Origin of the sequence: Nonomuraea sp. N2-4H (assembly GCF_045291505.1) — a bacterium.
Taxonomy (GTDB): domain Bacteria; phylum Actinomycetota; class Actinomycetes; order Streptosporangiales; family Streptosporangiaceae; genus Nonomuraea; species Nonomuraea fastidiosa.
The window spans coordinates 6648214-6673146 of the sequence record NZ_CP147987.1 but is presented as its reverse complement, the minus strand read 5'-3'; the positions used below and the strand labels follow the sequence as shown (position 1 = coordinate 6673146).

General features: G+C 71.5%; 24 protein-coding genes. 15 read left to right on the top strand and 9 right to left on the bottom strand.

Features of this window, described 5'->3' with window-relative positions:
- Positions 1-15: 15 nt before the first annotated feature.
- From WBK31_RS30475 to WBK31_RS30455, 5 genes are read right to left on the bottom strand one after another with little or no spacing between them, the layout of a single operon-like run.
- On the bottom strand, positions 16-429 hold the full coding sequence (locus WBK31_RS30475; protein WP_378786274.1) for a hypothetical protein: 414 nt from the start codon (positions 427-429) through the stop codon (positions 16-18).
- Positions 426-1892 carry a hypothetical protein gene (locus WBK31_RS30470; RefSeq protein ID WP_364059896.1) on the bottom strand — a complete coding sequence of 489 codons (1467 nt, stop codon included), beginning with the start codon at positions 1890-1892 and terminating at the stop codon, positions 426-428. Before WBK31_RS30470 ends, WBK31_RS30475 begins: the two co-directional genes overlap by 4 nt.
- On the bottom strand, positions 1892-2278 hold the full coding sequence (locus WBK31_RS30465; protein ID WP_364059899.1) for a hypothetical protein: 387 nt from the start codon (positions 2276-2278) through the stop codon (positions 1892-1894). The genes WBK31_RS30470 and WBK31_RS30465 overlap by 1 nt, the downstream gene beginning before the upstream one ends.
- A 40-nt stretch (positions 2279-2318) precedes the next feature.
- Positions 2319-2630, bottom strand: coding sequence for a WXG100 family type VII secretion target (locus WBK31_RS30460; protein WP_364059902.1), 312 nt, complete (start codon positions 2628-2630; stop codon positions 2319-2321).
- A gap of 18 nt (positions 2631-2648) precedes the next feature.
- Positions 2649-2987, bottom strand: a complete 339-nt coding sequence (locus tag WBK31_RS30455; RefSeq protein ID WP_406673538.1) for a WXG100 family type VII secretion target — start codon at positions 2985-2987, stop codon at positions 2649-2651.
- A 184-nt stretch (positions 2988-3171) separates the two neighbouring features.
- On the opposite strand from WBK31_RS30455, the gene WBK31_RS30450 reads away from it, so the two are divergent.
- Both WBK31_RS30450 and WBK31_RS30445 read left to right on the top strand, forming a co-directional pair.
- Positions 3172-4293 carry a hypothetical protein gene (locus WBK31_RS30450; protein ID WP_364059908.1) on the top strand — a complete coding sequence of 374 codons (1122 nt, stop codon included), beginning with the start codon at positions 3172-3174 and terminating at the stop codon, positions 4291-4293.
- A 4-nt stretch (positions 4294-4297) separates the two neighbouring features.
- Positions 4298-5095, top strand: a complete 798-nt coding sequence (locus WBK31_RS30445) for a hypothetical protein (RefSeq protein ID WP_364059911.1) — start codon at positions 4298-4300, stop codon at positions 5093-5095.
- 134 nt (positions 5096-5229) lie between these two features.
- On the opposite strand, the gene eccB is transcribed toward WBK31_RS30445, so the two are convergent.
- The 3 genes from eccB to WBK31_RS30430 all read right to left on the bottom strand — a co-directional run bounded on the left by eccB (position 5230) and on the right by WBK31_RS30430 (position 12367).
- On the bottom strand, positions 5230-6645 hold the full coding sequence (eccB, locus tag WBK31_RS30440; RefSeq protein WP_406673537.1) for a type VII secretion protein EccB: 1416 nt from the start codon (positions 6643-6645) through the stop codon (positions 5230-5232).
- 100 nt (positions 6646-6745) lie between these two features.
- Positions 6746-7651, bottom strand: a complete 906-nt coding sequence (locus WBK31_RS30435; protein WP_364059917.1) for a M23 family metallopeptidase — start codon at positions 7649-7651, stop codon at positions 6746-6748.
- Between the two features lie 123 nt (positions 7652-7774).
- Positions 7775-12367 carry an FtsK/SpoIIIE domain-containing protein gene (locus WBK31_RS30430; protein WP_364059920.1) on the bottom strand — a complete coding sequence of 1531 codons (4593 nt, stop codon included), beginning with the start codon at positions 12365-12367 and terminating at the stop codon, positions 7775-7777.
- Between the two features lie 371 nt (positions 12368-12738).
- Between WBK31_RS30430 and WBK31_RS30425 the strand changes: the two genes are divergently transcribed.
- From WBK31_RS30425 to WBK31_RS30370, 12 genes are all read left to right on the top strand, one after another.
- Entirely contained in the window at positions 12739-13365 is a 627-nt protein-coding gene (locus tag WBK31_RS30425; protein WP_364059923.1) for a hypothetical protein, read from the top strand.
- Between the two features lies 1 nt (position 13366).
- Positions 13367-14083: a hypothetical protein gene (locus tag WBK31_RS30420; protein ID WP_364059926.1), complete on the top strand. Its 717-nt coding sequence runs from the start codon at positions 13367-13369 to the stop codon at positions 14081-14083.
- Positions 14080-15375, top strand: coding sequence for an ATPase, T2SS/T4P/T4SS family (locus WBK31_RS30415; protein ID WP_364059929.1), 1296 nt, complete (start codon positions 14080-14082; stop codon positions 15373-15375). The genes WBK31_RS30420 and WBK31_RS30415 overlap by 4 nt, the downstream gene beginning before the upstream one ends.
- Positions 15376-15377: 2 nt before the next feature.
- On the top strand, positions 15378-16301 hold the full coding sequence (locus tag WBK31_RS30410) for a type II secretion system F family protein (protein ID WP_364059931.1): 924 nt from the start codon (positions 15378-15380) through the stop codon (positions 16299-16301).
- Positions 16288-17214: a type II secretion system protein gene (locus WBK31_RS30405; RefSeq protein ID WP_364059934.1), complete on the top strand. Its 927-nt coding sequence runs from the start codon at positions 16288-16290 to the stop codon at positions 17212-17214. Before WBK31_RS30410 ends, WBK31_RS30405 begins: the two co-directional genes overlap by 14 nt.
- The gene (locus tag WBK31_RS30400) at positions 17214-17453 is read left to right on the top strand and encodes a hypothetical protein (RefSeq protein ID WP_364059937.1); all 240 of its coding nucleotides are present in this window, start codon (positions 17214-17216) and stop codon (positions 17451-17453) included. The genes WBK31_RS30405 and WBK31_RS30400 overlap by 1 nt, the downstream gene beginning before the upstream one ends.
- Entirely contained in the window at positions 17450-17881 is a 432-nt protein-coding gene (locus tag WBK31_RS30395) for a TadE family protein (protein ID WP_364059940.1), read from the top strand. The genes WBK31_RS30400 and WBK31_RS30395 overlap by 4 nt, the downstream gene beginning before the upstream one ends.
- Complete coding sequence (locus tag WBK31_RS30390; protein WP_364059943.1) at positions 17878-18285, top strand: TadE/TadG family type IV pilus assembly protein; 408 nt, start codon at positions 17878-17880, stop codon at positions 18283-18285. The genes WBK31_RS30395 and WBK31_RS30390 overlap by 4 nt, the downstream gene beginning before the upstream one ends.
- Entirely contained in the window at positions 18282-18695 is a 414-nt protein-coding gene (locus WBK31_RS30385; RefSeq protein ID WP_364059946.1) for a pilus assembly protein TadG-related protein, read from the top strand. Before WBK31_RS30390 ends, WBK31_RS30385 begins: the two co-directional genes overlap by 4 nt.
- Before the next feature lie 85 nt (positions 18696-18780).
- On the top strand, positions 18781-21540 hold the full coding sequence (locus tag WBK31_RS30380; RefSeq protein WP_378786282.1) for a BTAD domain-containing putative transcriptional regulator: 2760 nt from the start codon (positions 18781-18783) through the stop codon (positions 21538-21540).
- Positions 21541-21767: 227 nt separating this feature from the next.
- A complete protein-coding gene (locus WBK31_RS30375; RefSeq protein ID WP_364059952.1) occupies positions 21768-22208 on the top strand; it encodes a hypothetical protein in 441 nt (146 codons plus the stop codon).
- A complete protein-coding gene (locus WBK31_RS30370; RefSeq protein WP_378790178.1) occupies positions 22208-23140 on the top strand; it encodes a hypothetical protein in 933 nt (310 codons plus the stop codon). The genes WBK31_RS30375 and WBK31_RS30370 overlap by 1 nt, the downstream gene beginning before the upstream one ends.
- On the opposite strand, the gene WBK31_RS30365 is transcribed toward WBK31_RS30370, so the two are convergent.
- Complete coding sequence (locus WBK31_RS30365; protein ID WP_364059955.1) at positions 23130-23564, bottom strand: MarR family transcriptional regulator; 435 nt, start codon at positions 23562-23564, stop codon at positions 23130-23132. The genes WBK31_RS30370 and WBK31_RS30365 overlap by 11 nt on opposite strands.
- Positions 23565-23654: 90 nt before the next feature.
- Between WBK31_RS30365 and WBK31_RS30360 the strand changes: the two genes are divergently transcribed.
- Complete coding sequence (locus WBK31_RS30360; protein ID WP_364059958.1) at positions 23655-24806, top strand: MFS transporter; 1152 nt, start codon at positions 23655-23657, stop codon at positions 24804-24806.
- Positions 24807-24933 lie beyond the last annotated feature (127 nt).

Here is a 24933-nt window from a genome sequence, read left to right as displayed (position 1 = left end):
CATCCCTGCCGCTTCTCACGCACTGCTGTCGGCGTGACCCTTCTCGTAGTTCGCGATGGCCCGCTCCACCGCGTCGGCCCACTTCTCGACGTAGTCGATGAGCTGCCCGTAGCTGCCGCCGAACACCTTGTACGCCTGCTCGGTGTTGTAGCCGAAGCTGCTGGCCACCTCCCACGACCCGGTCTCGGCGGGGCCGACGTTGCCCAGCCCTGACACCTCGCCGATCGTGCCGGGGCCGCTCCAGGTGGCGCTCATGTTCGCGGGCGCGTTGCCGCGCAGCGCGCCGAGCTGCTCACGCAGCCGCGAGACGACCTTCCTGACCTCGGTGTGGTCGACGTACGGGCCCCGCCCGTCGTCCTCGATGCCCGGGAAATCCTTGGCCAGTTCCAGCTCGGGAACGGGGGATCCGCCGTCGTCAACCGGTCTCATGCCCTGCCTTTCGATTCACCGGTGATGTGCGCCTCGGTGGTCGGCACATCGCTGGTGAAGTAGTCCTCGTCATCCCATACGTACGCGGCCCGCTCCATCTCGTTCTTCCGCTCCTCCCGCTTCTGGCCGCCCGCGGGGAGGAACGGCATCATCGGCATGCCGCCGCCCAGGCCGCGCATGCCGGCCGTGGCCGCCGCACCGCCGGGGGCGCCGACGCCGCCGAAGGCGCCGCCGTAGCCGCCACCGCCTCCCGTGCCGGGCCCGGTGACGTAGCCGCTGCCGATCCCGTTGGTGGTGGGGGTGCCGCCGAGATTGGGGTTGGGGTAGGCGCCGAGCTGTGACGGGTCCGGCAGGCCCGCGAGCGAGGTGCTCGGCGGGTCGGGCAGGCCGGTGGTGCCGTCGAGCCCGCTGGTGTCGGGGACGTTCACGCCGTTGAGCGCGTTCGTCCCGTCGAGCCCGGAGCCGTTCTGGCCGGTGCCGTCCGCCCCTGTCCCGTCGAGGCCCGTGCCGTCGGGGACGTTCACGTCGCGGAGCCCGGTCCTGTCCAGGCCGGTGCCGTCCTGCCCGTTGCCGGGGTCGCCGATCCCGTAGGAACCGGGAATCCGGTGCCGGCTGGGGTCGAAGAGGCCGTCCTGACCAGGGGCTTCGAAGCCGTCCATGCCCGGCCCCGTCCGTTTGTGGTCGCCGAACCTGACGTTGCTGACGTCGTACGGGAGGTCCGGCAGAGGGGTCGGCAGGCCGTCGAAGATCGGGATATCGGTCCGCAGCTCCGCGGGGAACACCTGGTTGTTGGCCGCGGTGGCCTCGCTGAGCAGCCGGAGGTGCTCCTTGGCGAGCTTCCTGTCCTTCTCCTCCTTGGACTCTCCGACGATGTTGACGAAGGGGCCGTCGGTGAAGAAGGACGTGACGCCGCCCGCGACCGTGCCGAAGATGGCGCCGACCACCGCGCCCGGCCCGGCGCCGAAACCCCCCGCGAGCGCGCCCACGGCCGCGCCCACGCCCGCTCCCGTCATTCCTCCCTGGAAGGCGGCCTCAAGGAAGTCGACGTCGCGGTCGGGCGTCTGCGGCAGGTTCTTCCCGCTGTAGGCGGCAAGCGTGTGCGCCTGTAGCAGGAGCGCGGGGGCGACGCCCTTGGGGTGCGCGGGGCACTGCTGGGCGTTCACGGGCTGGTCGCTGATCGTGGTGGACACGTCGGCGGCCGCGTCGCGCAGCTTGCGCAGCGCCTTCTTGACCGTCTTGGCGTCCTTGCCCACGGTCCAGCGCTCGTTCAGCACGCGCAGGTGGTGGTCGATCACCTCGACGAGGTCGTCGAGGCGCCGCTTGGCGGTGATCATCTCACCGGCCGCCTCGCGGATCAGGTCCGGCTTGTTCGCGGTCAGCGCATCACGCACCATCTGCGTGGTGGCACCGTCGAACTCCGTCTGATCGATCTGCGCCCTGATGGGTGACTGCTGCTCGGCCATCAGACCTGCATGGACTTGGAGCGCTGGGAGCTGTCCAGCTCGGCGCCGTCGTAGTTCTTCACGGCCTGATCGAGCAGCTCGATGGCGGCTTCCAGCTGGGTGACGATGCCGGCGTACGCGCTGGTGACCGCTGTGATGCCGTTGTAGGCGCTCCTCTGGAAGCCCATTGCGGCAGGCCAGAAGCCGGACATGGCATGAGTGTCCGCGCTCAGCCGGCCGACCGGTCCGGTGTTCGTGAAGACCGGCGACAGTTTGCCGCCGGTCTTCTCCGGGGCCAGTTTGCCGCCGGTCTTCTCCGGGGCCAGCTTTTCGAGGGCTTCCTGCAGGTCCGTCTTCGCCGCCTTGATCGCTCGCCTGCTGAGGTCCACTCCACGATCGGTGCCCATGCTCCCCCTTCGTCAGGGCCCCGGCACGTACGCCTGGGTCTTACCTGTGGTCGAAGATCCGGGTGTTGATCATCTCGACCTGCTGCATGTTCATGTTCGTGACGTTGATGTTCGTCTTGAGCGCGTCAACGAACTGCGACATGTCGCGGGCCTCGGCCTGCCAGAGCCGGCGGACCTCGTCGAAGACGGTCTTGGTCTGGCCCTGCCAGATCGCGCTCTTGGCCAGCAGGTCGCGCTCGAGGTCTTCGAGGCAGGTGACCATGTCGTTGAAGGCCTTGGCGAAGGCTTCCTCGCCCTTGCCCAGGCCAGAGAAGTTGACCTTTGTGATATCGAAGATGTCATCTGCAGGCATGTTGTCCTCCGGAGTGCGTCAGAGACGGCTGTTGAAACCAGCGTTGATCGCGGCGGCGATCTTGTTGGTCGCCTCCTCGCGCTCCTGGTTGAACTGGACGTAGTTCTTGTTGCTGGTCGTGATGTTCTCAGCCAGCCGCTGCAGGCTCTCCATCACCTTGTCGAAGCGCTCGTGCCAGATCCTGTGCACGGCGGCGAAGGCCGCCTCCGACTGGCCGACCCAGCTGTGCTTGAGCTCGATGCCGGCGTTGTCGAGGTTGCGCTGGATGGCGCGCAGACGGATCGCCGCGTCCTCGATGCGCTGCACCGCCGCGATGAGATCGGATTGGCTTACTTGAGTCTGCGGTTCAGCGCCCACAGGCTCTCCCTTCCTTGCTGGTCGGCTTACTACCGCCGACCGCGCGCTGTCGGCACGGTCGTCACAGTAGTGAAGATCGGTCACTAGGGTCGCACGTGATCACGTTAATTTTCCATATCAATGGGGTGGAAGGTGCTGTTTTGCCAGATAACGTGTCTTGGGCGCGATGTGACTAAGGGGGCGTATGTCGAACTCATCGTCCGGAAGTGACCCGTTCTCCACCGCTCTAGGGAATGCGGGGGGCGCGCTCGGCTCGTTCGGTCCCGCCGCTCAGGACCCCGAGTTCCACATGAAGTACTCCAGCGTGCGGAAGCTGGGGAAGAGCGTCGGCGACTACGCCCCGAGCATGCAGTCCCTGAGCGACAAGACTCGGGCGATCGACATGCACACGTTCACCTTCGGCCTGATCGGCGGGGGTCTGAACGTGGCGCACCGGTCCGTGCGCGACGCCGCCGCCGACGCGTTCCAGCAGGGCAAGGAGGTGCTGGAGTCATGGCGGCAGGCGATCAACGACATCGCCACCAACGGTGAGACCGCCGAGGAGGCCAGCAAGATCAAGAAAAACGTCGGCGGCGGGCTGAACACCGGCGGGATCAAGACGCCCTTGTCTCCGAAGATGCCCGATTCGTTCGACACCGGGATGCCCGAGGGGTTCGACACGCCGACGCCCGACCCCAATGCTCTCGATCCGCAGGGCGGGCGCGACCTCGACGACATCGGCACCGACATCCCCGACCCGAACGACCCCCGCCTGCAAACCCCCGACCCGAACGACCCGAACCTGCAAAATCCCGGATTGAACGATCCGAACCTGCAGAACCCCGGTCTCAACGACCCGAACCTGCAGACCCCGGGGCTGAACGATCCCAATCTTCAGAATCCCGCGCTCAACACCCCCAACCTCAACAGCCCCGATCTCAAGGGGCTCAACCAGCCGTCGCCCACCGACCTGGCCGGCATCGACCGCAACCTCGCCAACCAGATCCCCCAGGCGCGCATGCCCGACGCCACCGCCTTCGACCCGCGCACGACGAACGGCATGCCGCGGACGAGCCTCTATCCCGAGAGCGGCATGGGGTTCGGCGGCTCCGGCGGTGGCGCGGCGGGCGGCGCGCCACCGCCGGGCAGCATCTCCAGGGCGCTGAACTCCGGCATGCCCATCTATCCGCCGCCCATGGGCGGCGCCGCGGCCGGGAACCGGGAGGAGAAGACCGGTGAGAGCGGCCCGTACCTGAGCGAGGACGAGAGCACCTGGGGCTTCGACGAAGAGGCCGGTCCCGCCGTCATCCGCAGCGAGGAGGAGTAAGGGCATGGCCTACGAGTCGGAGCTCTCCACGTTCAAGTGGGCTCTGTACACCGCCACGGCGGCCACCCTCGTCATGCCGTACGCGGCGCCGGTGGTCGCCATCATGCACCTGTTCAACATGGACCCGCCCGAGCAGCAGCGGGCCGCGGACCAGTGGCTCGACAAGACCCCGGTCGGCGTGGAGCCGGCCGACGGCAAGGCGCCGGCCGCGGGCGGCGGCGGCGACATCGCGACCCTGCGGGCCGAGCTCAAGAAGCTGGTCCAGGAGGTCGGCAAGGAGGACTGGAAGGGCCAGTCCTACGCCACCTTCAAAGAGAAGGCCGAGGTGCTCGACAAGCACCTGGAGCAGCTCGACAGGAACCGGCAGGCGGCCGGCAACACGCTGGAGACCTCGGCCAAGTGGAGCACGACCATCCTCCAGGTCCTCACGTCCTTCGCCCTCGCTCTTGATGCCATGGCCGCCGCCGTGCTGATCTCGCGGGTCAACCCCATCGCTCTCGCCTCCGTCACGAATTACACGCTCCTCGGAGTGCGGATGCTGCACAAAAGCGCGATGGAGCTGCTCAAGAACCACGGCAAGTTCATGCTCAAGGGCTCGCTCCTGCTGACCGCGGCGAGCGTGGCCTACAGCCAGTTCACGCACGACCTTCCGGGCCTGAAGGCCGTCAAGGGAGAGACCCCGAACCTGCTGGAGGCCGGTGCCATGTACAACCCGTCATCGGGGAACTTCGACACCATGCCGGGCGCCGAGCTGGACCAGAGCGAGCTCAAGAAGTCGCCGATCCCCGAGTTCGGCTTCTGAGCCGGAGCCCCGGAGCGCGCGGCGGGCAGCCCTGCCCGCCGCGCCGCTTCATTCAGCCGCCCGTCTCATTCACCGCCCGCGCCCGTCTCATTCACCGCCCGGCATCAGCCGCTCGCCTTGTTTCGCCGCCCGGCCTACTTGCTGCCCGGCGTCAGGGGCGTCCAGGCCGCGGCAGGGTCGAGCGCCGGTCCCTCAGGAATCGCGTGCATGATGCTCGCCGGCACCGGCGCGACGTCGCCCGCGTCGTAGCCCAGCTTGCCCAGCACGTCGCCCGATGGCAGCGGGTAGCGCACGCCCTGGTCGGTGATCAGCGACATCGAGCTGGTCACCGCGTCGAGCTGGCCCTCACCGGGCAGCAGACCGGCCACGACCGCGCTGCCGGGCGGCAGCAGGATCTGGTCGAACTTGCCCTGCACGGCCGAGGACGCCGGGGTGGGGATCGGGATCTTGCTGCCCGCCGTCACCTTCGTGGCCAGCGAGCCCGACTCCGTGCCGCCGTACACGATGCACAGAGGCACCGAGCCGGAGACGCCGATCACCTTCGGCATGGTCTGCGGCAGCGAGGTGTCCATGACGTTCGTACGGGAGGGCGAGGCGTTGGCGGAGGCGGCGTCGATGGTGATGACCTTGACGGCGGACCTGCCGTACGCCTTCTTGCTCTCGGGGTTCTCCAGCAGGAGCGTGGCCTGTGCTTGGGAGATCGGCGCGAGCCCGTCGGGGAGCAGCACGTAGTAGCGGGCCGGCGTGCCCTGCGCGGCCGGCACCATGAACACCTGGCCGACCGTCGCCGCCACCTTGCCGCCGCTGCGGATCTTCTTGCCGCGCTGCGGCACCTTCGGGCCGTCGAAGTCGTGGCCGACGGGCAGCGCGTTGAGCCAGGCCGTCGGCACCTTCCTGGGCTGCGCGTTCAGCGCCCGCACGCCGTGCGCGGGCACGCGCATGCGGCGCTCGCCCCAGATGAGCCAGTTCTGCTTCCCGTCGGTGACCAGCATCGCGTCCGTGCCGACCGGCCTGCCGCTGACGTCCTGTCCGCCCACCAGGGTCGTGTACGACTTCGTCCCGGTGAGCTTGTCAGGCCCCTCCACCACGCACACCGACCAGGGCGCCTTGACCAGCTTCTCCTTGACCGGCAGCGAGTCGGGCGCGCCGGAGATGCCGATGAGCGGCCCGCGTGCGAAGCCGGCCAGCGAGGCCGCGGTCACCGTCCTGGTCGTGATCTCCGGCGAGTCGAGCACCAGCCGCGCCGAGACGTAGTTGGCCACCGGCAGGATGCGGCGCTGCTGCTCGCTGTAGATGTACTTGGCGCCGCTCTCCTCCTCGACCAGCAGCTGCCCGGGATCGGTGAGCTTGGTGGCGTTGCCCGGCTTGATCATGCCCCAGATCCCGAACACGGCCGTGATCAGCACCCCGACGAGGATGCCGCCGAAGGTCGCGACGTTCTGCCGCCGGGTGGGCGGCTCGGCCACGTCAGGCTCGCCCTGCAACAGGGCCATGCCGAGTCGCTGCTGCTGCAGCCGGTGGGCCTGATACAGGTCCTTCTTGGTCTGCACGGCACCTCCCTGCGACAAAACCCGCGCTTCAGCATAAAGGCCCTGCTGTCCCAGCAGCCCCATCGGCACCGCTGAGACGGCAGGGCCACGTCCGCGAGCGTCAGCCGCAGTGCTCGAACGGGCTGTCGTACTTGGCGGTGCCGATCGAGCCGCCCCACTTGACGCAGGTGCGCAGCGCCTTGGCGCGGACCGGGCCCGCGTAGTACTGGAAACTGCCCTTGTCGGCCAGCCGCTTCTTGCCCTTGACCTCCAGGTAGGCGCTCATGGTGGCCTTGCCCGAGCTGCTCTTGCGCAGCGTGACCACGCAGTTCTGGCCGGTGGAGGCGGAGTAGAGCAGCGCGACGCGGCCCTGGTTGCCCAGCGAGGCCGAGTCGATCTCCTTGAAGCCCGCGCCGCAGACCTGGGTGGAGGTGTACTTGTTGCCGCCGATGCTCGGGTTCTGGCCGGTCGTGCCGCCGCCACCGCAGTTCTTCGAGGTCAGCGTCTGGTTCGGGTAGCCGAACCGGGTGCCGTTGAAGGTGGCCGGGATGATTTTGCCGGCGGAGGTGCGCAGCTCGTAGTGCAGGTGTGCGGCCATCTTGTACTTGGCCGACGTCTTGCCCACCGTGCCGATCTTCTGGCCCTGCTTGACGGTCGCGCCCTTGGCGACCGAGCGGCTGTTGAGGTGGGCGTACAGGGTGACCGTGCCGTCGGAGTGCTGGATCTTCACCACGTTGCCGAAGCCGTCGGTGGTGCGGTACTCCGACATCACGACCTTGCCGGCCGCCGCGGCGACCACGGTGCGGCCGAGGTCGCCGTCACCGTCCGTCGCGCTGCCGTTGAAGTCGATCTCGTAGCCGGCGGTGTGAGCCGAGCTCTTGCTGCTGCCCACCCACTTCTCGCCACAGGGGAAGGGCAGCTGGTACTTGACGCCGGCGCTCGCGGTGGACGCGGTCGCGGGGGACGCCCAGAGGAGGGGGAGCACGGCGGTGGCACACGCGCTCGCCAAGAGGATCTTGTTACGCACGGCAATGAAGCCTGCCATTCCCGATCACTGCCCGGCTAGCGGTTTCGCGGGATGTTCACCGGAATGAGTCGATTTTTCGGGATATGTGTGGGGAAAGCCGGGCGGCTTAGGGGAGCGGGCCGGTCAGTCGTCCGGTAGGGCCGCCTGGATCGGCGTGATCGTCCCCGCCGTCACCAGCAGGCCGCGGCCCTGCGGCCCGCCCGTCGCGCCGCGCGGCAGCCTGATCGAGAACAGGTCGCCGTCGGTCTGCCCCTGCACCGAGAGCAGCACCCCGGTGCGCGCCTTGCGCGTCTCGGCCACGAACCCCCGGTACGCCACCGCGAGATCCCCGGTCGTCCCCGCGATCAGCAGGCCGTGGTCGCCGTCCCTGCCCGTCCGCAGCACCTCCTCCAGCGCCGTGCCCAGCGGCCCGTCCGGGTTGACCAGCTCGGCGTCGTCCACCAGCACCACGTAGTCGTGCAGGTCGGCCACCAGCTCGGGCAGCCCGGTCGCCTCGCCGTCCAGCACCGCCACGGCCCCCTCCAGGTCCCGCAGCGGGCTGCGCCTGGGCGCGACGGCGATGACCGGCGTGCCCCGCGCGATCAGCGACCGGGCCGCGGTCATCAGCACCGACGAGCGTCCCGAGCGCGACGGCCCGGCGATCACCGCGCCGGGCCCCTGGGCCAGCAGGTCCAGGCCCATCGGCGCGAGCGCGTCGCCGCCCGCGCCGATCAGCGCCCACAGCGGCGACGGCGGGCCGAACTGGGGGTCCAGCTCCATCGCCTGCGCGGCGGTGATGCGCAGCGGCAGCGCGTCCACCCGCAGCGGCGGCCCGCCCGGCCAGCGCCGCCCGGTCGCGGGACCCGCCTTGCGCGCCAGCGCCTGCAGCGCCCCGACCTGCGCGGGGCCGGCGGGGTCGGCGGCGAGCAGCGCGATCTGGTGCTCGACGATGCCGTGCTCGGCCATCGACAGCGCGCGGCCCGGCGGCAGCACCGACGGCAGGCCCTTGAGCGGGAAGCCCGCGAGCCCGTAGTCGGCGGCGTCGGACAGCCGCAGCAGCAGCCGGTCGTCGAAGACCGTGGACACCTGGCCGAGCAGCCCCGAGCGGTCGCTGGTGACCACCGCGCGCAGCCCCACGGCCGGGCCCTCGCGCAGCAGCTGCAGCAGCGCCTCGATGAGCCGGCCGTAGTCGTAGCCCTCGAAGGCGGCCACGAAGCCCTCCCACCGGTCGAGCATGAACACCAGCCACGGCAGCCGGTGCCCGGCCTGCCGGTACTCGGCGAGCGAGGCGTGCCCGGCCTCGGCGAGGAGCTGCTGGCGGCGGCCGACCTCGTCGCGCAGCCGGTTGAGCAGCCGTTCCACCCGGTCGAGCTGGTCGCGGGTGATCACCGCGCCGCAGTGCGGCATGGCCACCAGCGGCAGCAGCGCGCCCGAGCCGCAGTCCACGGCGTGCACGTGCACGTCCTCGGGCGCGGCGTACGCGGCGATCGAGCCCGCGATCGTGCGCAGCGCCGTCGAGCGCCCGCTGCGCGCCGAGCCGGCGATGAGCAGGTGGCCGCCGTGCGCGAGGTCGAGCGCCAGCGGCTGCCGGTCCTGCATCCACGGCCGGTCGCTGACCCCGAACGGCAGCGGCCGCACCTCTTCGAACTCCTCGTCAGGCCCGTACGCCGGCCCGTCCTCTGGAAGGTCGAGCACGAACCGCTCGGGCAGCGGCTCCAGCCACGGGCTCGGCTGCCTGGGCACGCCCGCCAGCTCGGCGGCCTCGATGAGCGCGTCGGCGACCAGCGAGAGGTCCGTGACCGCGTTGTCCTCCTCCTCTTGCCGGGGTGGCGGCGGCAGCGGCTTGCCGAGCGCGCGCCAGCCCACGTCGAGCACCCGTACGCGGGCCGCACCCTCGTCCGCGCCCGCCACGGGGCCGCGCCCGCCGACCCTGGCGGTCTGCACGGCCACCGCCGCGTCCACCCCCGAGCGTACGTAGCACCGGCCGGGCGTGGACTTGGAGATGTGCGCCGCGTCGGGCACGTCGATGACGTCGGCCGACTCGGCGGGCTCGGTCACCCGCAGCGCGATGCGCAGCGACGTGTTGGCCTGGATGTCGGCCGTCACCACGCCCGCGGGCCGCTGGGTGGCCAGGATCAGGTGGATGCCGAGCGAGCGGCCTCTGCGGGCGATGTCCACCAGGCCGTTCACGAAGTCGGGCAGCTCGGCCACCAGCGCCGCGAACTCGTCGATGATGAGCACCAGCCGGGGCATGCCGGGCCCCTCGTAGTCCTCGATGTCCTTGGCGCCGGCCGAGTTCAGCAGCCGCTCCCTGCGCCGCAGCTCGGCGGCCAGCGAGTCGAGCGCCCGCTGGGTCAGGTGGCCGTCCAGGTCGGTGACCATGCCGACCGTGTGCGGCAGGCGTACGCACTCCTTGAAGGCCGCGCCGCCCTTGTAGTCGATGAGCACGAACGTGAGCTGGTCGGGCCGGTTGGCCACCGCCAGCGAGCAGATCAGCGTCTGCAGCAGCTCCGACTTACCCGCGCCGGTGGTGCCGGCGATCAGGCCGTGCGGGCCGTCGAGCTTGAGGTCCACCGAGAACGGCCCGTCAGGGCCCACCCCGATCAGCGCCTTCGTGGTGCCGCGCGGGCCCCACCGGGCGGCCAGCTCGGCCGCCGAGGGGACCTGCATGCCCATCAGGTCGAGCAGGCGGGCCGCGCCCGGCAGGTTGCCGCCGGGGTCGTCCCTGCTCACGTCGCGGATGGGGGCGAGCGCCCTGGCCAGCCGGTCGCACCAGGCGGGCGAGACCTGGTCGGCCAGCACGGGACCGATCACGTCGAGGCCGCCGCCGCGCAGATGGACGAACCCGTCGTCGCCGCAGGCGGCCACCGTCTGGCACTCCTCGGGCAGCAGCCGCTGGTCCTCGTCGATGGCGAGGGTGAACACGCCGGAGCGCGGCCCCTGGCGCAGCACCTGCGGCATGTTCGGCAGGCCGCGCAGCACCTGCGCGCCGTCGAGGATCACCAGCACGTCGTACGGGCGCACGTCGTAGGAGGAGAAGGCGGGCTTCTCCGGCCCGCCGAGGTCGTCCCAGCCGGTCGGCACCTTGCCCAGCTCGGGGATCGTGGTGTTCTGCCGCTCGTCGATGAGCGCGGCCAGCTCCGAGACCCGGCGGGCGGCCGACTCGGGGTCGGTGCCGACCAGCGCCACGCACTCCTGGCCCGCCTGCGGCGCGCAGTGCGGCAGCCAGCGCAGCCAGCCCCAGCGCCGCTCGGCGTCGGCGTGCGCCGACACCACCACGATGGCCAGGTCGCGGGGGCTGTGCAGGGTCGCCGCCTGCGCGATCAGCCAGGAGGCCAGGCCGGTCGCCGCCGTACGCGGCCCCGTCACGCCCGCCACGCCGAGCCGCCGCATCGGCAGCGCCACCGGCACCGCCCGGCAGATCGGCGGGTCGATGGCCCCGCCCTGCTCCTCCTTCAGCTCCAGGTCGGCGGGCAGGTCGGCGAGCCCGACCCGCAGCCGCAGCGCGTCGGAGTCGTGGATGCGGCGCTCCCACAGCCGCCGGCGCGGCCCCGTCGCGGTCAGCAGCACCTGCGCGGGGTCGGGCGCGTCGGCCCGGCGCGCGGCCTCGTCGGCGGCGCGGGCCCGCTCCACGGCCTCCTCGTACGCCCGCACCTCCTCCTGGTGCTCCTTGAGTGCCTTCTTGTACTGCTTCTTGCCGTGCCGCCGATCGCTCCACCACTGGCCGATCATGATGATCGGCGTCATGAACGCGACGAGCAGGTAGTACCACTGCTGGAGCGCGATCGCGAGCGTCAGGCCGAGCACGGCGGGCAGGAACGCGGCGAGGAGCTGCAGCCGCATGCCCTCGTTCCTGGTGGGCGGCTTCGGTTTGACGAACGTGCGCTGCGGCTCCGGCCTGCGCAGCCTGGGCGGCCGGTTGTAGGCGACGCCGCCCTCGTCGCGCGGCGCCAGGTGCGCGTCGGCGGGTTCGATCGAGGTGAGCACGAACACCGAGGAGCCGCAGGTCAGCACGGCCTGGTCGGGCCATTCGACGGGCTCGGTGAGCGGCCGGCCGTCCAGCTCGGGGACCTCGCCGTATCCGGCCGACCGCGCGGCCGCCTCGCGCTCGGCGGTCCGCGCGGTCAGCTCCGCGACCTCCTCGGCCCAGCGGCCCTTGAGCTTGAGCCTGGGCGCCTCGCCCGGCGGCCGCCAGGCGGGCTCGACGGTGATCGACTCCGGCCGCACCCGCACGGTGACCGCCTCGGGCGCGAGCGCCGGGTCGTCCACCGCCATCGCGCACATGGGATCGGAGCCGATGACGTGCACGCCCAGCCCCAGCCGGTGCACGGTGCCGGCGGCCGGACCGCCGACCACGCGCACCTCGGCGACGCCGTCCGGCTCCTCGATCAGCGTGGCGCGGGCGAGCCTGGCGTCGAGCGTGACCTTGTCGCCGTCGCGCAGCACGGCGGTGACCCGGGCGGCCGGGTCGAGCGGGCGGGCGTCGCGCCACAGGACGTGCGGCCCCATGTCGGAGCGTTCTGGCCGGCGCGGCCTGGGCACGCGGGCGCCCGCCGTGACCGGCGCGTACGGTGCCCGCGCATGGGCGGCCCGTGCCTGCGGCAGCCGTACGACGTCGGCCAGCGGCTTCTCGTCGCCGAGCGCCGCGCTGAGCGCGGCCACCGTGAGCCCGTCGTCGGCGTCGATCACGACGTCGCGATCGCCCTGCCCGCCGACCACGGTGAGCATGATCCGCATGGTGCCGTCTCCTCGGTCGACTCAGGCCGCCCAAAGTAGCGTCCGGAACGTCGCCGGGTGCGCCTGTTGACGGGAATGGCATGGCGGGCGGGAAAGCGCCGCGGCGCATTCTCGAAATAGCTGTGCATGATGTGACGCGTGTGACTACCGAGGCCGCTTGCCGGAAATTTCGAGATTCGTCAACTCGATAGAAACAAGTGGCATCGATGAATTCGGCTTGACACCGAGTAACCTGCGAAAGAAGCATGGGTCACCGAATTCCGCCACCTCCGCCGGAGGGTTCCCCACATAATGGCGTGAATTCCGCAGATCACTCCGGGAGCCCCCCACCCATGAGGACCAGTGAAAAGCCTGCCGCGAACGCGGCGGGGTTGTCCGGCCCGGCCTCGCGCAAGCTCCCCGTACCACCCAGGGAACGCAAGCCGGCGCTCGCCGCGCTGGCCGTCCTGCTCATCCTGGGCGGGGCGCTGGCCACGACCATGCTCGTGCTCAACAGCGGAAACCGGGTGTCCGCCATCCGCGTCACGCAGCAGATAGGCGCGGGCCAGAAATTCACCAGGGACGCGTTGGAAGAAGTGAAGATCGCCGACACCGGCATCGACTTCGTCGCGTGGTCGCAGCGCGAGCAGGTGCTCGACAGCTTCGCCACCGTGACGATCCTGCCGGGCACGCTGCTGACCAATCAGATGGGCGTACGTACGAGCAGCGAGCTCGGTGAAGGAAAAGCGACCGTCGGATTGTCGCTCAAGGCCGGACAAATGCCGGCCGGCGTAAAGGAAGGCGATCGCGTGCAGGTCATTTTCGTACCGAGCCGGTCGAGCCAGGGAGAAAGCCGCGTGCTCGCCGCGAACGCCCTCGTCTTCGAAGCCGGCGAGCGGGCGAAGAACTCGGGCTCAGGCCAGATCACCGTGGTCGTCGACGCCGCGGCAGCGCCGGAGATCGTGGCGGCCGCCTCCGCGGGCGAGGTCGCGGTGGCCGAGCTTCCGGGAGCGCGCTGACGTGGGGCTGATCGTACTGGCCGCCGACAAGGGCGCGCCGGGGGTGACCACCGCCGCCACGGCACTGGCGGCGGTGTGGCCGCGCCCGGTGCTGCTGGCCGAATGCGACCCCGCGGGCGGCGACCTCGCCTACCGGCTGCCCGCCGCCGACGGCGGCGTGCTCAACCCTGCCAAGGGGCTGCTCAGCCTGGGCGCCACCGCACGGCGCGGGCTCGAGGCGGCGCAGATCCAGCAGCACACCCAGAAGATCGTCGGCGGTCTCGACGTGCTGGTCGGGCTCGGCCACGGCGAGCAGGCGGCCGGGCTCACCTGGCTGTGGGGACCGCTCGGCAGGGCGCTGGCCGCCATACCCGGCGCCGACGTCATCGCCGACTGCGGCCGCCTGGGCGCGCACCCGCAGATCGGCGACCTCATGGCCGAGGCCGAGCAGGTCGTGCTGTTCACCAGGGCCACCCTCGACCACGTCGCCCACCTGCGCGAGCGGCTGCAGATCACCAAGGCGCACGGCGTCGTCGTGATCGCCGACCCGCGCAACTACCGCGGCTCGATCGAGGACGTCCGCAGGATCGTCGGCCCCACCGTCCAGTTCGTGCACGGCCTCGCCCACGACCCCAAGGGCGCCGAGCTGCTGCGCGGCCAGTGGGGCGGGCGCCTCGACCGCTCGCTCCTCATCCGTACGGCCCGCGACCTGGCAGCGAGGCTGGTGAGCCACCGATGATCGATCACTCGCTCGTCAAGCGCTTCCGCCAGGAGGTCGGCGACCGCCTGGCACACCAGCGCCGGCTCGACCAGGCCAACGGGCTGCCCCCGATGACCGGCGAGGACGAGCGCCAGTTCGCCAGGGCGCTCATCTCGCAGGTGCTGGAGGAGCACGCCCGCAACGAGATCGGGTCCGGCCGCACCCCGCCCACCGTGGAGGAGGAAGAGGCGCTCGCGGCCGGCATCCACGCCGCGCTGTTCGGCGTGGGCAGGCTCCAGCCGCTGCTCGACGACCCCCAGGTCGAGAACATCGACATCAACGGCTGCGACAAGGTCTTCGTCAGCTACGCCGACGGCCAGGAGCTGATGCACGACCCGGTCGCCGACTCCGACGAGGAGCTCATCGAGCTGATCCAGATCCTGGCGGCGTACTCGGGGCTGTCGAGCCGGCCGTTCGACACCGCCAACCCCCAGCTCGACCTGCGGCTGCCCGACGGCTCCCGGCTCAGCGCGGTCATGGACGTCACGGTCAGGCCCGCGATCTCGATCCGCCGCGCCCGCCTCGGCAAGGTCTTCCTGTCCGACCTCGTCGGCAACGGCACCTTGAGCCCGGACGTGGGGCGGTTCCTCTCGGCGGCCGTCGCCGCCCGCAAGAACATCATGATCGCCGGCTCCACGAACGCCGGAAAGACCACGCTGCTGCGCGCCCTGGCCAACGAGATCCCGCCGAACGAGCGCCTCATCACCGTCGAGCGCGCCCTGGAGCTCGGCCTCGACCAGTTCCCCGAGCTGCATCCCAACGTCGTCGCCTTCGAGCAGCGCCTGCCCAACTCCGAGGGCCAGGGCGAGATCTCCATGGCCGAGCTGGTACGCCGTTCGCTGCGCATGAACCCCAGCCGCGTCATCGTCGGCGAGGTGCTCGGCGACGAGATCGTCACCATGCTCAACGCGATGACCCAGGGCAACGACGGCTCCCTGTCGACCATCCACGCGAACTCCAGCATGGAGGTCTTCAACCGCATCGCCACGTACGCGCTGCAGGCATCGGAGCGCCTGCCGATCGACGCGACCCACATGCTCATCGCGGGAGCCATCGACTTCGTGGTCTTCATCGAGAAGCGCAACGACTACCACCGCGGCGGCAAGCTGCGCCGCTACGTCTCCAGCATCCGCGAGGTCAACGGCTGCGACGGGCGCGTGCTGTCCAGCGAGGTCTTCGTGCCGGGACCGGACGGCAGCGCCGTCCCGCACGCCCCGGTGTCCTGCCTGGAGGAGCTGATGGCGCACGGCTACCACCCGGGGGGCTGGTGAGCATGCCCTTCACGATCGACCCGCTGGCGCTGCTCGCCGGCGCCGTGGTGGGCGGCGGTGTGTTCCTGTTCATCGTCGCCCTGTACGGCGTGCGCCCGCGCCCGTCCCAGCCCAAGCGCCACGTGGTCAAGATGCTGACCACCCGCGCCGCCGTGGCCGCCGTCGCCGCCGCGCTCGTCCTGGTCGTCACCCAGTGGCCGGTCGCCGCCGTCGGCACGGTGCTGCTCGTCTTCGCCTGGCGCGGCCTGGCCGGCGGCGCCGCCGAGGAGCGCGCCGCCATGCGCCGCCTCGAAGGGCTGGCCGCCTGGACCGAGTCGCTGCGCGACACCATCGCCGGCGCCGCCGGACTCGAACAGGCCATCCCGTCGTCCATCAGGGCCGCCGCGCCCTCGCTCAGGGCGCCGCTGCGCGCCCTGATCGACCGGCTGCACACGAGGATGGCGCTGCCTGAGGCGCTCGCCCGCTTCGCCGACGACCTCGACGACCCCTCGGCCGACCTCGTCGTGGCCGCACTCATCCTCAACTCCAAGCTGCGCGGCCCCGGCCTGCGCGACGTGCTCAGCGCGCTGGCCGTCTCGGCCCGCGAGGAGCTCGACATGCGCCGCCGCGTCGAGGCCGAGCGCCGCTCCACCCGGCGCAGCGTGCAGATCGTGGTGATCACCGCGCTCGTCTTCGCCGGGCTGCTCGTGCTGTTCAACCCCGACTACGTCGCCGAGTACCGGAGCTTCCTCGGCCAGGCCGTCCTGGTGGTCGTGGCCCTGCTGTTCGGCGCCGGGTTCGCGTGGATGCGGCGGCTGGCCAGGTTCGACAAGCCCACCCGCCTGCTGATGGGCGGCGCGCAGGCGGGCCGGCAGAACGGCGCCCCGGCGGCCCCCTCAGCGGCGGCGCCGGCCGGAGCCCCAGGAGGAGGAGGTGGCCGTGGTTGAGGGCGCGCTCGCCGGAGCGGTGCTCGGGCTTGGCCTGTTCGTGCTGTTCAGGGCGCTCTTCCCGGCCCGGCCCGGCCTGGTGGCGCGGCTGCTCGCGCTGGACGCCGTACGCGAGGAGTCCGGCGGCCCGCGCATCCAGCTCGTGCTGCCCGATGAGCAGGTCAGCGCGTTCCGGCGCGGGCTCGGCGCCCGGCTGGCCGCCCTGTACGCCGCGCGCGGCTGGGAGGTCAGGTCGGTCAAGGCCGACCTGGCGCTGCTCGGCCGCTCGTGGGAGGCGTTCCTCGCCACCAAGGCGCTGCTCGCGGCCAGTGGCCTGCTCGCGTTCCCGCTGCTGCTGGCCTGGCTCGTGCTGATGGAGTGGGGCACCTCGCTCGCCATCCCGTTCTGGGCCGCGCTGCTGGTGGCCGCGGTCTTCTTCTTCCTGCCGGACCTACAGGTCAAGCGGGACGCGGCGGCCAAGCGGCGCGACTTCCGCCACGTCGTCGGAGCGTTCCTCGACCTCGTCTCCATGAACCTGGCCGGCGGCCGGGGCGTTCCCGAGGCGCTGATGATGGCCGTCTCGGTCAGCGGCGAGCAGCCCAACTGGGCGATGGCCCGCATCCGCGACGCCCTCAGCGGCGCGCGCATCGTCGGCATCACCCCGTGGCAGGCGCTCGGCCAGCTCGGCGAGGAGATCAACGTCGACGAGCTGCGCGACCTGTCGGCGGCGCTCGGCCTGGTCGCCGACGACGGCGCCAAGGTGCGCGCCTCGCTCACGGCCAGGGCCGCCACGCTGCGCCGCCGCGAGCTGGCCGAGATCGAGGGCCGGGCGGGCGAGCGCTCGCAATCGATGCTCGTGGCCCAGCTCCTGCTCTGCGCAGGTTTCGTGATCTTTCTCAGTTTTCCCGCCGCTATGAAGATGTTGGGGGTCTGATGCGCCACCATCCGTGGATCGTCTATCTCACCGCGTACCTCGGCGTACGCGTCCATCGCGCCCGTACCGCGCCCACCCGCGGCGCGTCCGCCGTCGAATGGGTGATCATCACAGCCATCATCGCCGGCGTCGCGCTCGGCCTGGCCACCTTGATCAAGACGCTGGTCGAGAACCAGCAGGCCCAGATCGAGCAGAGCTTCGGCGGTGGTGGCGGCAACGGAGGTGACAACGCCCCGTGAGAGCCCGGCCGCGACGCGATGAGCGCGGCGCGACGGTGATCGAGCTGGCCATGCTCATGCCGATCATCCTCGCGACCGTGCTGCTCATCGTGCAGGTCGCCCTCTGGTTCCACGCCCGGCAGGTGGCCGAGGCGGCGGCCAGGGAGGGAGCCCGCGTGGCCAGGTCCGCGCCGTTCGACTCCGGCGGCTGGGAGGGCGCGGCCACCGGCAAGGCCACCGAGATCGTCCGTACGGTCGGGCCCAGCCTGCTGCGCGAGGCCACGGCCACGGCGTCCGAGAAGGAGCCCGACGAGCGGTTCGTCACCGTGACCGGCAGCGCCGTCCAGGTGATCCCGCTGCTGCCGGAGCTGGCCTTCACGATCACCGCCACCTCGGGGGGTCCCGTGGAGTGCTTCCGTCCCGACAACGGCGGCGAGGACTGCCAATGACCGCCGTCCGGGCCGGGAACGCGGAGCGCGGCTCGATGGCGGTGGAGACCGTCATGCTGGCCCCGGTCTTCTTGCTGTTCCTCATGTTCCTGGCCGGCGCCGGAGTGCTGGTCGAGGCGCAGGGCCGGGTCAACGGGGCGGCGCGCGACGCCGCCAGGGCCGCGTCCGTGCAGCGCACGTTCGACGACGCGGAATCCGCCGCCGAGGCGATCCTCGCCGGCGTGCTCGACGACCGCTGCCGATCCTCCGCCGTCTCGCTCGACGGCTCGCAGTGGGAGCAGGGCGGGCACGTCCAGGCCGAGGTGACGTGCGAGCTGGATCTCGCCTTTCTCGGCTTCGGCGGCACCAAGCAGCTCACGGGCACGGCCGTGGTGCCCCTGGAGCAGTTCAGGAGGATCGAGTGAAGCGGGGAGAGCGCGGCTCGATGTCGGTGTTCACCGTGCTGTTCTCCGTCGTCGTGTTCCTGCTGGCCGGGCTGCTGGTGGACGGCGGCTCGGCGATCAACGCCCGGCTGCGCGCCGCCGACGTGGCCGAGCAGGCCGCGCGGGCCGCCGCCGACCGGCTCGACGTCGATCACCTCAGGCAGACCGGCGAGACCCGGCTGCTCGGCGAGGACCAGGTGTGCGCGCGGGCCGAGGAGATCACCGCGGCGCAGGGCGGCGGCGACGTCCGCTTCGGCGAGTGCACGGTCGATGGCCAGGCACAGGTGACGGTCACCGTGTCGGTCCGGTGGGAGGCGTTCTTCCTCGGCGCGATCGGCTTCTCCGGCGCCGAGATGACCGGCGAGGCCAGCGCCGCACCCGAAGCGAGATAGCCGAAGCGAGATAGACCGAAACCCGCCGGTCGATGGATGCGGGGACGGCACAGGCACGACCCTGAACCCGGGGAAAGGAGAGGCGATGCCGACGCGAGAGCCTGCGCGTCACCACGGACGGCGTGTCCCGGCCCGCGCAACCGCGCGCGCCAGGGGCAGGCGCAGCGCCGGTGACGTGCTGACCGGCCTCGCCGCGCTGGTCGTGCTGGTGGGGCTGGTGGGCGGCGTGCCGTACGCGCTGCTCACCTTCGTCGGGCCGCCGATCAGGCCCGAGCTGCTCGACCTCGAGGTGCTGACCGGCAGCGTCGGCCCGAGCACGATCATCGCGGTGCTGGTGCTGCTGGTCTGGCTGGCCTGGTTCCAGCTCTTCGTGTGCGTGATCGTCGAGGTGTACGCCGGGGTCCGCAGGGTCGGCATGCCCGCCAGGGTCCCGCTCTCCGGCGGCACCCAGTTCATCGCCAACAAGCTCGTCTCCGCCGCGCTGCTGCTGTTCACGGCGGGCGCGATGGTGGCGCCGCTGGCCAAGCTGGCGCCCACGCCGGCCGCGCCGCCGGTGACGGCGGTCGCGTACTCGGCGCCGCTGGTCGAGCAGACGCTGGAGGCCCCCAAGACCAAGAAGGTGTACGTGGTGCAGCCCCCGCACGGCCGCCACCACGAGAGCCTGTGGGAGATCGCCGAGAAGTGCCTGGGCGATGGCCGCCGCTACCACGAGATCTACCGGCTCAATGAGTCGAAGGTGCAGCCCGACGGCTCCCGGCTGAAGATCGCCGATCTGATCAGGCCGGGCTGGGTGCTGGACATGCCGGATGACGCGCGCAACGTGCACATCGTCCCCGCCGACCAGCCGCGCGAGCAGACGCTGCGCGAGCATCCCGGCCGCGCGGAGGTGCCGAGGGGCAAGCACGTCAAGCCCGACGCCCAGGAGCAGCGCCAGGACCGGCAGGATCGGCAGGGCCGCCAGGACCAGCGCGGAGAGCAGCGTCAGGAGCGTCAGGAGCGGCAGGAGCGCCCCGACCCGCAGGAGCAGCAGCCGGTCATCCAGGAGCGCCAGGACGGCGAGCTGATCGACTACCTCGCCGCCGCGTCCCTGGCCGCCGCGGGCCTGCTGTTCGTGCTCGCGGGCAAGCGCCGCCGGCAGCTCTGGCGGCGGGTGTTCGGCCGCCGCATCGCCCGCCCGCGCGACGACGCCGCGCAGGCCGAGGTCGCGCTCAGGATCGGCAGCGACGCGCCCGGCGCCCGTGTCCTGGACGTCGGGCTGCGCATGCTGGGCGCCGAGCTGGCCGCGCGCCGCCGCACCCCGCCCACCGTGTACGGCGCCCACCTGTCGCCCCGCAACCTCGACCTGTGGATCCACCCGCCGGACCCCGACCCGCCCGCGCCGTGGACGGCCGTGGACGGCGGCCAGGTCTGGCGGCTGCCCGCGCACGAGGGCCGCCTGCTGCCCGATCCGGTGGACAGGGCGCAGGCGGGCGGAGCGCCGTACCCGGGCCTGGTGTCGATCGGCACCGACGGCGGCGGGCGCGTGCTCATCGACCTGGAGGCCGCGCAGGGCCTGATCAACGTGCGCGGCGCGCAGACCACCGCCGCGCTCGCCGCCATCGCCGTCGAGCTGGCCACCAACCGCTGGTCCGACCGCATGCGCATCACGCTCGTCGGCTTCGGCGAGGAGCTGACCGCGATCGCGCCCGACCGGATCAGGGCGGTCGGCGGCCTCGCCGAGGTGCTGCCCGAGCTGGAGGCCGGCGCCGCACCGCGCAGGGAGGTGCTCACCGGGCGCATCACCGGCAGCCCGCGCCGCGCCCACTACCTGCTGTCCGCGGTGGCGCCCACCCACGAGGAGGCGCGCAGGCTGGCGCTGCTGGCCCGCCGCGACACCGCGGGCTACGTGGTGGCGGGCGACGTGCCGCACGCCACCTGGACGCTGGAGATCGGCGACGACGGCCGGGCGAGGATCGCCGAGCTGGGCTTCGAGGTGGACGCCCAGCTCCTGCCGCGCCGCCACTACCGCGCCCTGATCGACCTGTTCCGCACCGCCGACCGGCTCGACGGCGAGCCCGTCAGTGAGCCTGAGCCGCTGGACGCGCTCCAGCAGCCCGAGATCGAGGTGCGGATACTCGGCCCCATCGAGGTCGTCGGCCTGCCTCCGCTGGAGGAGGGCCGCATGGGGCTGGCCGCCGAACTGCTGGTCTATCTGGCCACGCACGTCGGCGGCGTGCATCCGGTGGTGCTCGGCGGTGTGCTGTGGCCGCGCGGCGTGCAGGACATCGTCAGGGACGCCACCATCGCCAGGGTCGCGGAATGGCTCGGCCCCGAGCATCTGCACACCGACGCCGCCGGGCGGCTCAGCCTGGGGCCCGGGGTGCGTACGGACTGGGCGTTGTTCCGCGAGCTGGTACGCCGCGCGCAAGGCGACCCCACGACCGGCGCCGTGCTGCTGGAGAAGGCGCTCGGCCTGGTCAGAGGCCCGCTGCTGGCCGGCCGCCGCCCCGGCGGCTACGCCTGGCTCGCCGCGGACGACCTGGAGTACGACGTCACGGCCGCCGTCGCCGACGCCGCGCACCAGCTATGTGAGATCCGGCTCGCCCAGGGCCGGCCGGACGCGGCGGTGTCCGCCGTACGCGCGGCGCTGCTGCTCGCGCCCGACGACGAGAGCCTCTGGCGCGACCTGCTGCGGGCCACGCACGCCACCGAGGACATCGTGCGCCTGCGCGCCGTCGTCGAGGGCCTGACGCGCCGGGCGGCATCCCACCCCTACGGCGGCGGGATGGCGCCCGAGACAGAGGCATTGATCGAAGAGCTGCTGCCCACGTGGCGCATGCATGTGGTGAGGGAGTCATCTGCATGAGACGTACGGCGATTGTGCTCGCCTTAACGCTTGCGGCCGGGTGCGGTACGGCGGATCCCCCGTACCGGCCTCAGGAGGCCGCACCGCCCGCTCCTGAGCGGAGTCCCGCGGCCACGGAGCCGGAGTCCGATCCGCCGCGATCCGAGCCGGCGGGATCAGCGGAGACGGAGGAACCTGAGAGCGCGGCGACCCCGGAGTCCGTCCCGACCGGGACGCAGACGATCAAAGTGGGGGACGGCCTGCGGATCAGGGTCGACTGGCCGCGGAAGCCGGATCCGCTGCACAAGGTCATGGTCGACTACTACGTCGGCGTCCGCAGGGCCATCGCGGAGGGCAAATCGGGCTACGGCGAGAACATGGAGTTCGAGGCGCAGGCGAGCACCAGCCAGTGGATCCGCGGCTTCACCGATCAGGGCGAGACGATCCGCGGCACCGCACGCCTCTACGACGTGGAGGTCGCCGCCGTCTTCGACGGCAAGGGCGCCCAGGTCAACGCGTGCGTCGACGAGTCGGACGTCACGGTGGTCTCCGCCAGTACCGGCAAGCCCATCGCGCGTCAGCCCGACTGGATGCGCAAGCCGTACTTCCAGACCGTGCTCGCGCACCGCGCCGACGACGGGGTGTGGCGCATCAGGACCTCCCAAACGGAGCAAGGGCGGTGCACGTGATGAAGAGCCTGATCTCCGCGCTGATGGCGGGCGTCCTCGTGACCGGCTTGCAGTCGCCGTCCCCGGCCCCGTCGCCCAAGCCCGACGTGGACGTCCGGGGCGGCGGCCAGGGGCGCACCCGGTTCGTCGACCTCTCCACGGACACCATCAAGATCTCCGGATCCAAGGGCGGCGATGGCGACGGCTTCCGGATCAAGCGGCCCTGCTGGTACGAGCCGGCCGCGAACGCCGAGGACATGTTCCGGCAGATCTCCGACCCGCGCGGCAACAGGACGCGGGCGGACACGGACGGCTTCCGCGAGTTCATCCAGCCGTTCAAGGACAAGCTGGGCCAGGAGGGGCTGTGGTGGGTGCCCGCCTACAACAAGGCCGACCCCAACGGCGCGGCCTGCTGGGCGAGCCTCGAACGCTTCATCTTCGTCCCGCCGAACACCACCCCGCCGTCGGGCATCACGGTCGAGCAGCTCGCCGAGATCGCGCGGGCCGCGCTGACCGTCCCCAAGGGCACGATCAAGCTGAGCCCCGACGCCAAGAGCTACGTCAACCTGCCCACCTGGGTGTGGCTCGAAGGCATCGGCGAGCCGCGCCGCACCGTCACGGCGTCCATCCCCGGCATCATGAGCGTGACCCTCGTCGCCACGCTGAAGGAGATCAAGATCGACCCCGGCACGTCGGACGACCGCGCCGAGGTGACCGAGACGGGCTGCGGAGCCTCGGGCAAGCCGTTCACCCAGGGCGGCGAGTTCTCGTGCGGCGTGCGCTACCTGCGCTCGTCGATCGATCAGCCGGGCGAGAAGTACACGCTGACGGTCTCCACCGTGTGGCCGGTCGAGGTGGAGGGCAACACGGTGCCGGTGCAGTTCGACCCCGTCGAGGTCAGCACCAGCCGGGACGTCCCGGTCGGCGAGATCCAGAGCAACGTCAAGCCCTGATCACCGCGACGAGCGGGGCCAGCTCGGGCAGCTCCGCGGCCTCGTCGAGCACCTCCTTCAGCACCGCGTCGTGCGTGGGGCGTGCCTGGCCGAGCAGGTCGAAGCCGGCCTGCGTCACCTCGGAGTAGATGCCGCGCCGGTCGTCCTCGCACAGGTAGCGCCGCAGCAGCTCGCGCTTCTCCAAGCGTGTCACCAGCCGGGTCGTGGCGCTCTGGCTGAGCACCACGGCCCTGGCGAGCTGCTGCATGCGCATGTGCCAGCCGTCCTGCCTGGCCAGGACGTCCAGCACGGTGTATTCGCTCACGCTCAGCCCGTGGTTCTTCTGGAGCGCCTTCTCCAGCCGCTCTTCGATTTTGGCGTGCAGCGCCGCGAGCGTGCGCCAGCCGTGGGCGCGCGCCTCCACGGCGTCATCGGCGAGGGCCACGTGACAGTCTCCTCGACATGCTTGTATTGTCAGTTAGTCGGCGTGTGCAAATAATGCTCACGCTCACTAACGTCTTCTGAGGAGTATTGTATGCCTCTCGCCCTGTTCGCCCTTGCGATCAGCGCCTTTGGCATCGGCACCACCGAGTTCATCATCAACGGACTGCTGCCCGATGTGGCGTCCGACTTCGGGGTGACGATCCCGGCCGCCGGGCTGCTCGTGTCCGGATACGCGCTGGGCGTCGCCGTCGGCGGGCCGCCGCTGACCATGCTCGGCGCGCGGCTGTCGCGTAAGACGATGCTGCTGTCGTTGATGGTGCTGTTCATCGTCGGGAACGCGCTGTCGGCCCTGGCGCCCACGTACGCGGTGCTCATGGTCGGCCGGTTCCTGTCGGCCTTCGCGCACGGGGCGTACTTCGGCGTCGGCTCGGTGGTGGCCGCCGACCTGGTGGAGCCGCGCAAGCGGGCCAGCGCCATCGCCCTGATGTTCACCGGCCTCACGCTCGCGAACGTCCTGGGCGTGCCGCTCGGCACGTGGATCGGTCAGTCGTACGGCTGGCGGGCCACGTTCTGGGTCGTGGTGGTGATCGGTGTGGCCGGGCTGGCCGGCGTGCTCGCGCTCGTGCCGCGCCGCCCGCGCCCCGACGGGGGAGTGCTGCGCGAGCTGGCGACGTTCCGCTCCGGCGGGGTCTGGCTGGCGCTGGCGATGACCGTCTTCGGCTTCGCCCCGGTCTTCGCCGTCATCACCTTCATCGCCCCGATGATGACGGGCGTGGGCGGCTTCTCGCCCGGCGCAGTGCCGCTGGTAATGGCGCTGTTCGGCGTGGGCCTGGTGGCCGGCAACCTGATCGGCGGCAGGATGGCCGACCGCGCCGTCATGCCCAGCATCTACGGCTCTGTCGGCCTGCTCACGGTCCTCGCCGTGGCGGTCGCGCTCGTGGCGGCCGACCAGGTGACGTTCATCATCGCCATCACGCTGTTCGGGGTGGCCGCGTTCGCGACCGTCCCGCCGCTGCAGACCCGGGTGCTGGACGCCGCCGCGGGCGCGCCGACGCTCGCCTCGGCGGCCAACATCGGCGCCTTCAACCTGGGGAACGCGATCGGCTCCTTCGCCGCCGGCCTGAGCATCGACGCCGGCCTCGGCTACACGGCCCCCGCGTGGACGGCCGCCCTGCTCGGCCTCGTGGGCCTCACGGTGGCGGGCGCCGCCGGCCTCCAGTCCCGCCGCCTCGCCTCCGCATGACGGCCACCGGGCCCGCCGCAGAGGTCGGGCCGAATGCCGGCCCCGCCGACCCATCGGGCTCCCGCCATTGTCGGCCTCGCCTTCAGCTTTGCCCATGGTTTTGCCTAGTTCCACCCATTCGCGGACA

Excerpts from the sequence above, each read along its gene's own strand:
- WBK31_RS30450 (WP_364059908.1), top strand. The coding sequence starts at position 3,172 with ATGTCGAACTCATCGTCCGGAAGTGACCCGTTCTCCACCGCTCTAGGG.
- WBK31_RS30390 (WP_364059943.1), top strand. The coding sequence starts at position 17,878 with ATGACCGCCGTCCGGGCCGGGAACGCGGAGCGCGGCTCGATGGCGGTG.
- WBK31_RS30415 (WP_364059929.1), top strand. The coding sequence starts at position 14,080 with ATGATCGATCACTCGCTCGTCAAGCGCTTCCGCCAGGAGGTCGGCGAC.
- WBK31_RS30430 (WP_364059920.1), bottom strand. The coding sequence starts at position 12,367 with ATGCGGATCATGCTCACCGTGGTCGGCGGGCAGGGCGATCGCGACGTC.
- WBK31_RS30445 (WP_364059911.1), top strand. The coding sequence starts at position 4,298 with ATGGCCTACGAGTCGGAGCTCTCCACGTTCAAGTGGGCTCTGTACACC.
- WBK31_RS30470 (WP_364059896.1), bottom strand. The coding sequence starts at position 1,892 with ATGGCCGAGCAGCAGTCACCCATCAGGGCGCAGATCGATCAGACGGAG.
- WBK31_RS30380 (WP_378786282.1), top strand. The coding sequence starts at position 18,781 with ATGCCGACGCGAGAGCCTGCGCGTCACCACGGACGGCGTGTCCCGGCC.
- WBK31_RS30465 (WP_364059899.1), bottom strand. The coding sequence starts at position 2,278 with ATGGGCACCGATCGTGGAGTGGACCTCAGCAGGCGAGCGATCAAGGCG.
- WBK31_RS30370 (WP_378790178.1), top strand. The coding sequence starts at position 22,208 with ATGAAGAGCCTGATCTCCGCGCTGATGGCGGGCGTCCTCGTGACCGGC.
- WBK31_RS30360 (WP_364059958.1), top strand. The coding sequence starts at position 23,655 with ATGCCTCTCGCCCTGTTCGCCCTTGCGATCAGCGCCTTTGGCATCGGC.
- WBK31_RS30475 (WP_378786274.1), bottom strand. The coding sequence starts at position 429 with ATGAGACCGGTTGACGACGGCGGATCCCCCGTTCCCGAGCTGGAACTG.
- WBK31_RS30400 (WP_364059937.1), top strand. The coding sequence starts at position 17,214 with ATGCGCCACCATCCGTGGATCGTCTATCTCACCGCGTACCTCGGCGTA.
- WBK31_RS30410 (WP_364059931.1), top strand. The coding sequence starts at position 15,378 with ATGCCCTTCACGATCGACCCGCTGGCGCTGCTCGCCGGCGCCGTGGTG.
- WBK31_RS30460 (WP_364059902.1), bottom strand. The coding sequence starts at position 2,630 with ATGCCTGCAGATGACATCTTCGATATCACAAAGGTCAACTTCTCTGGC.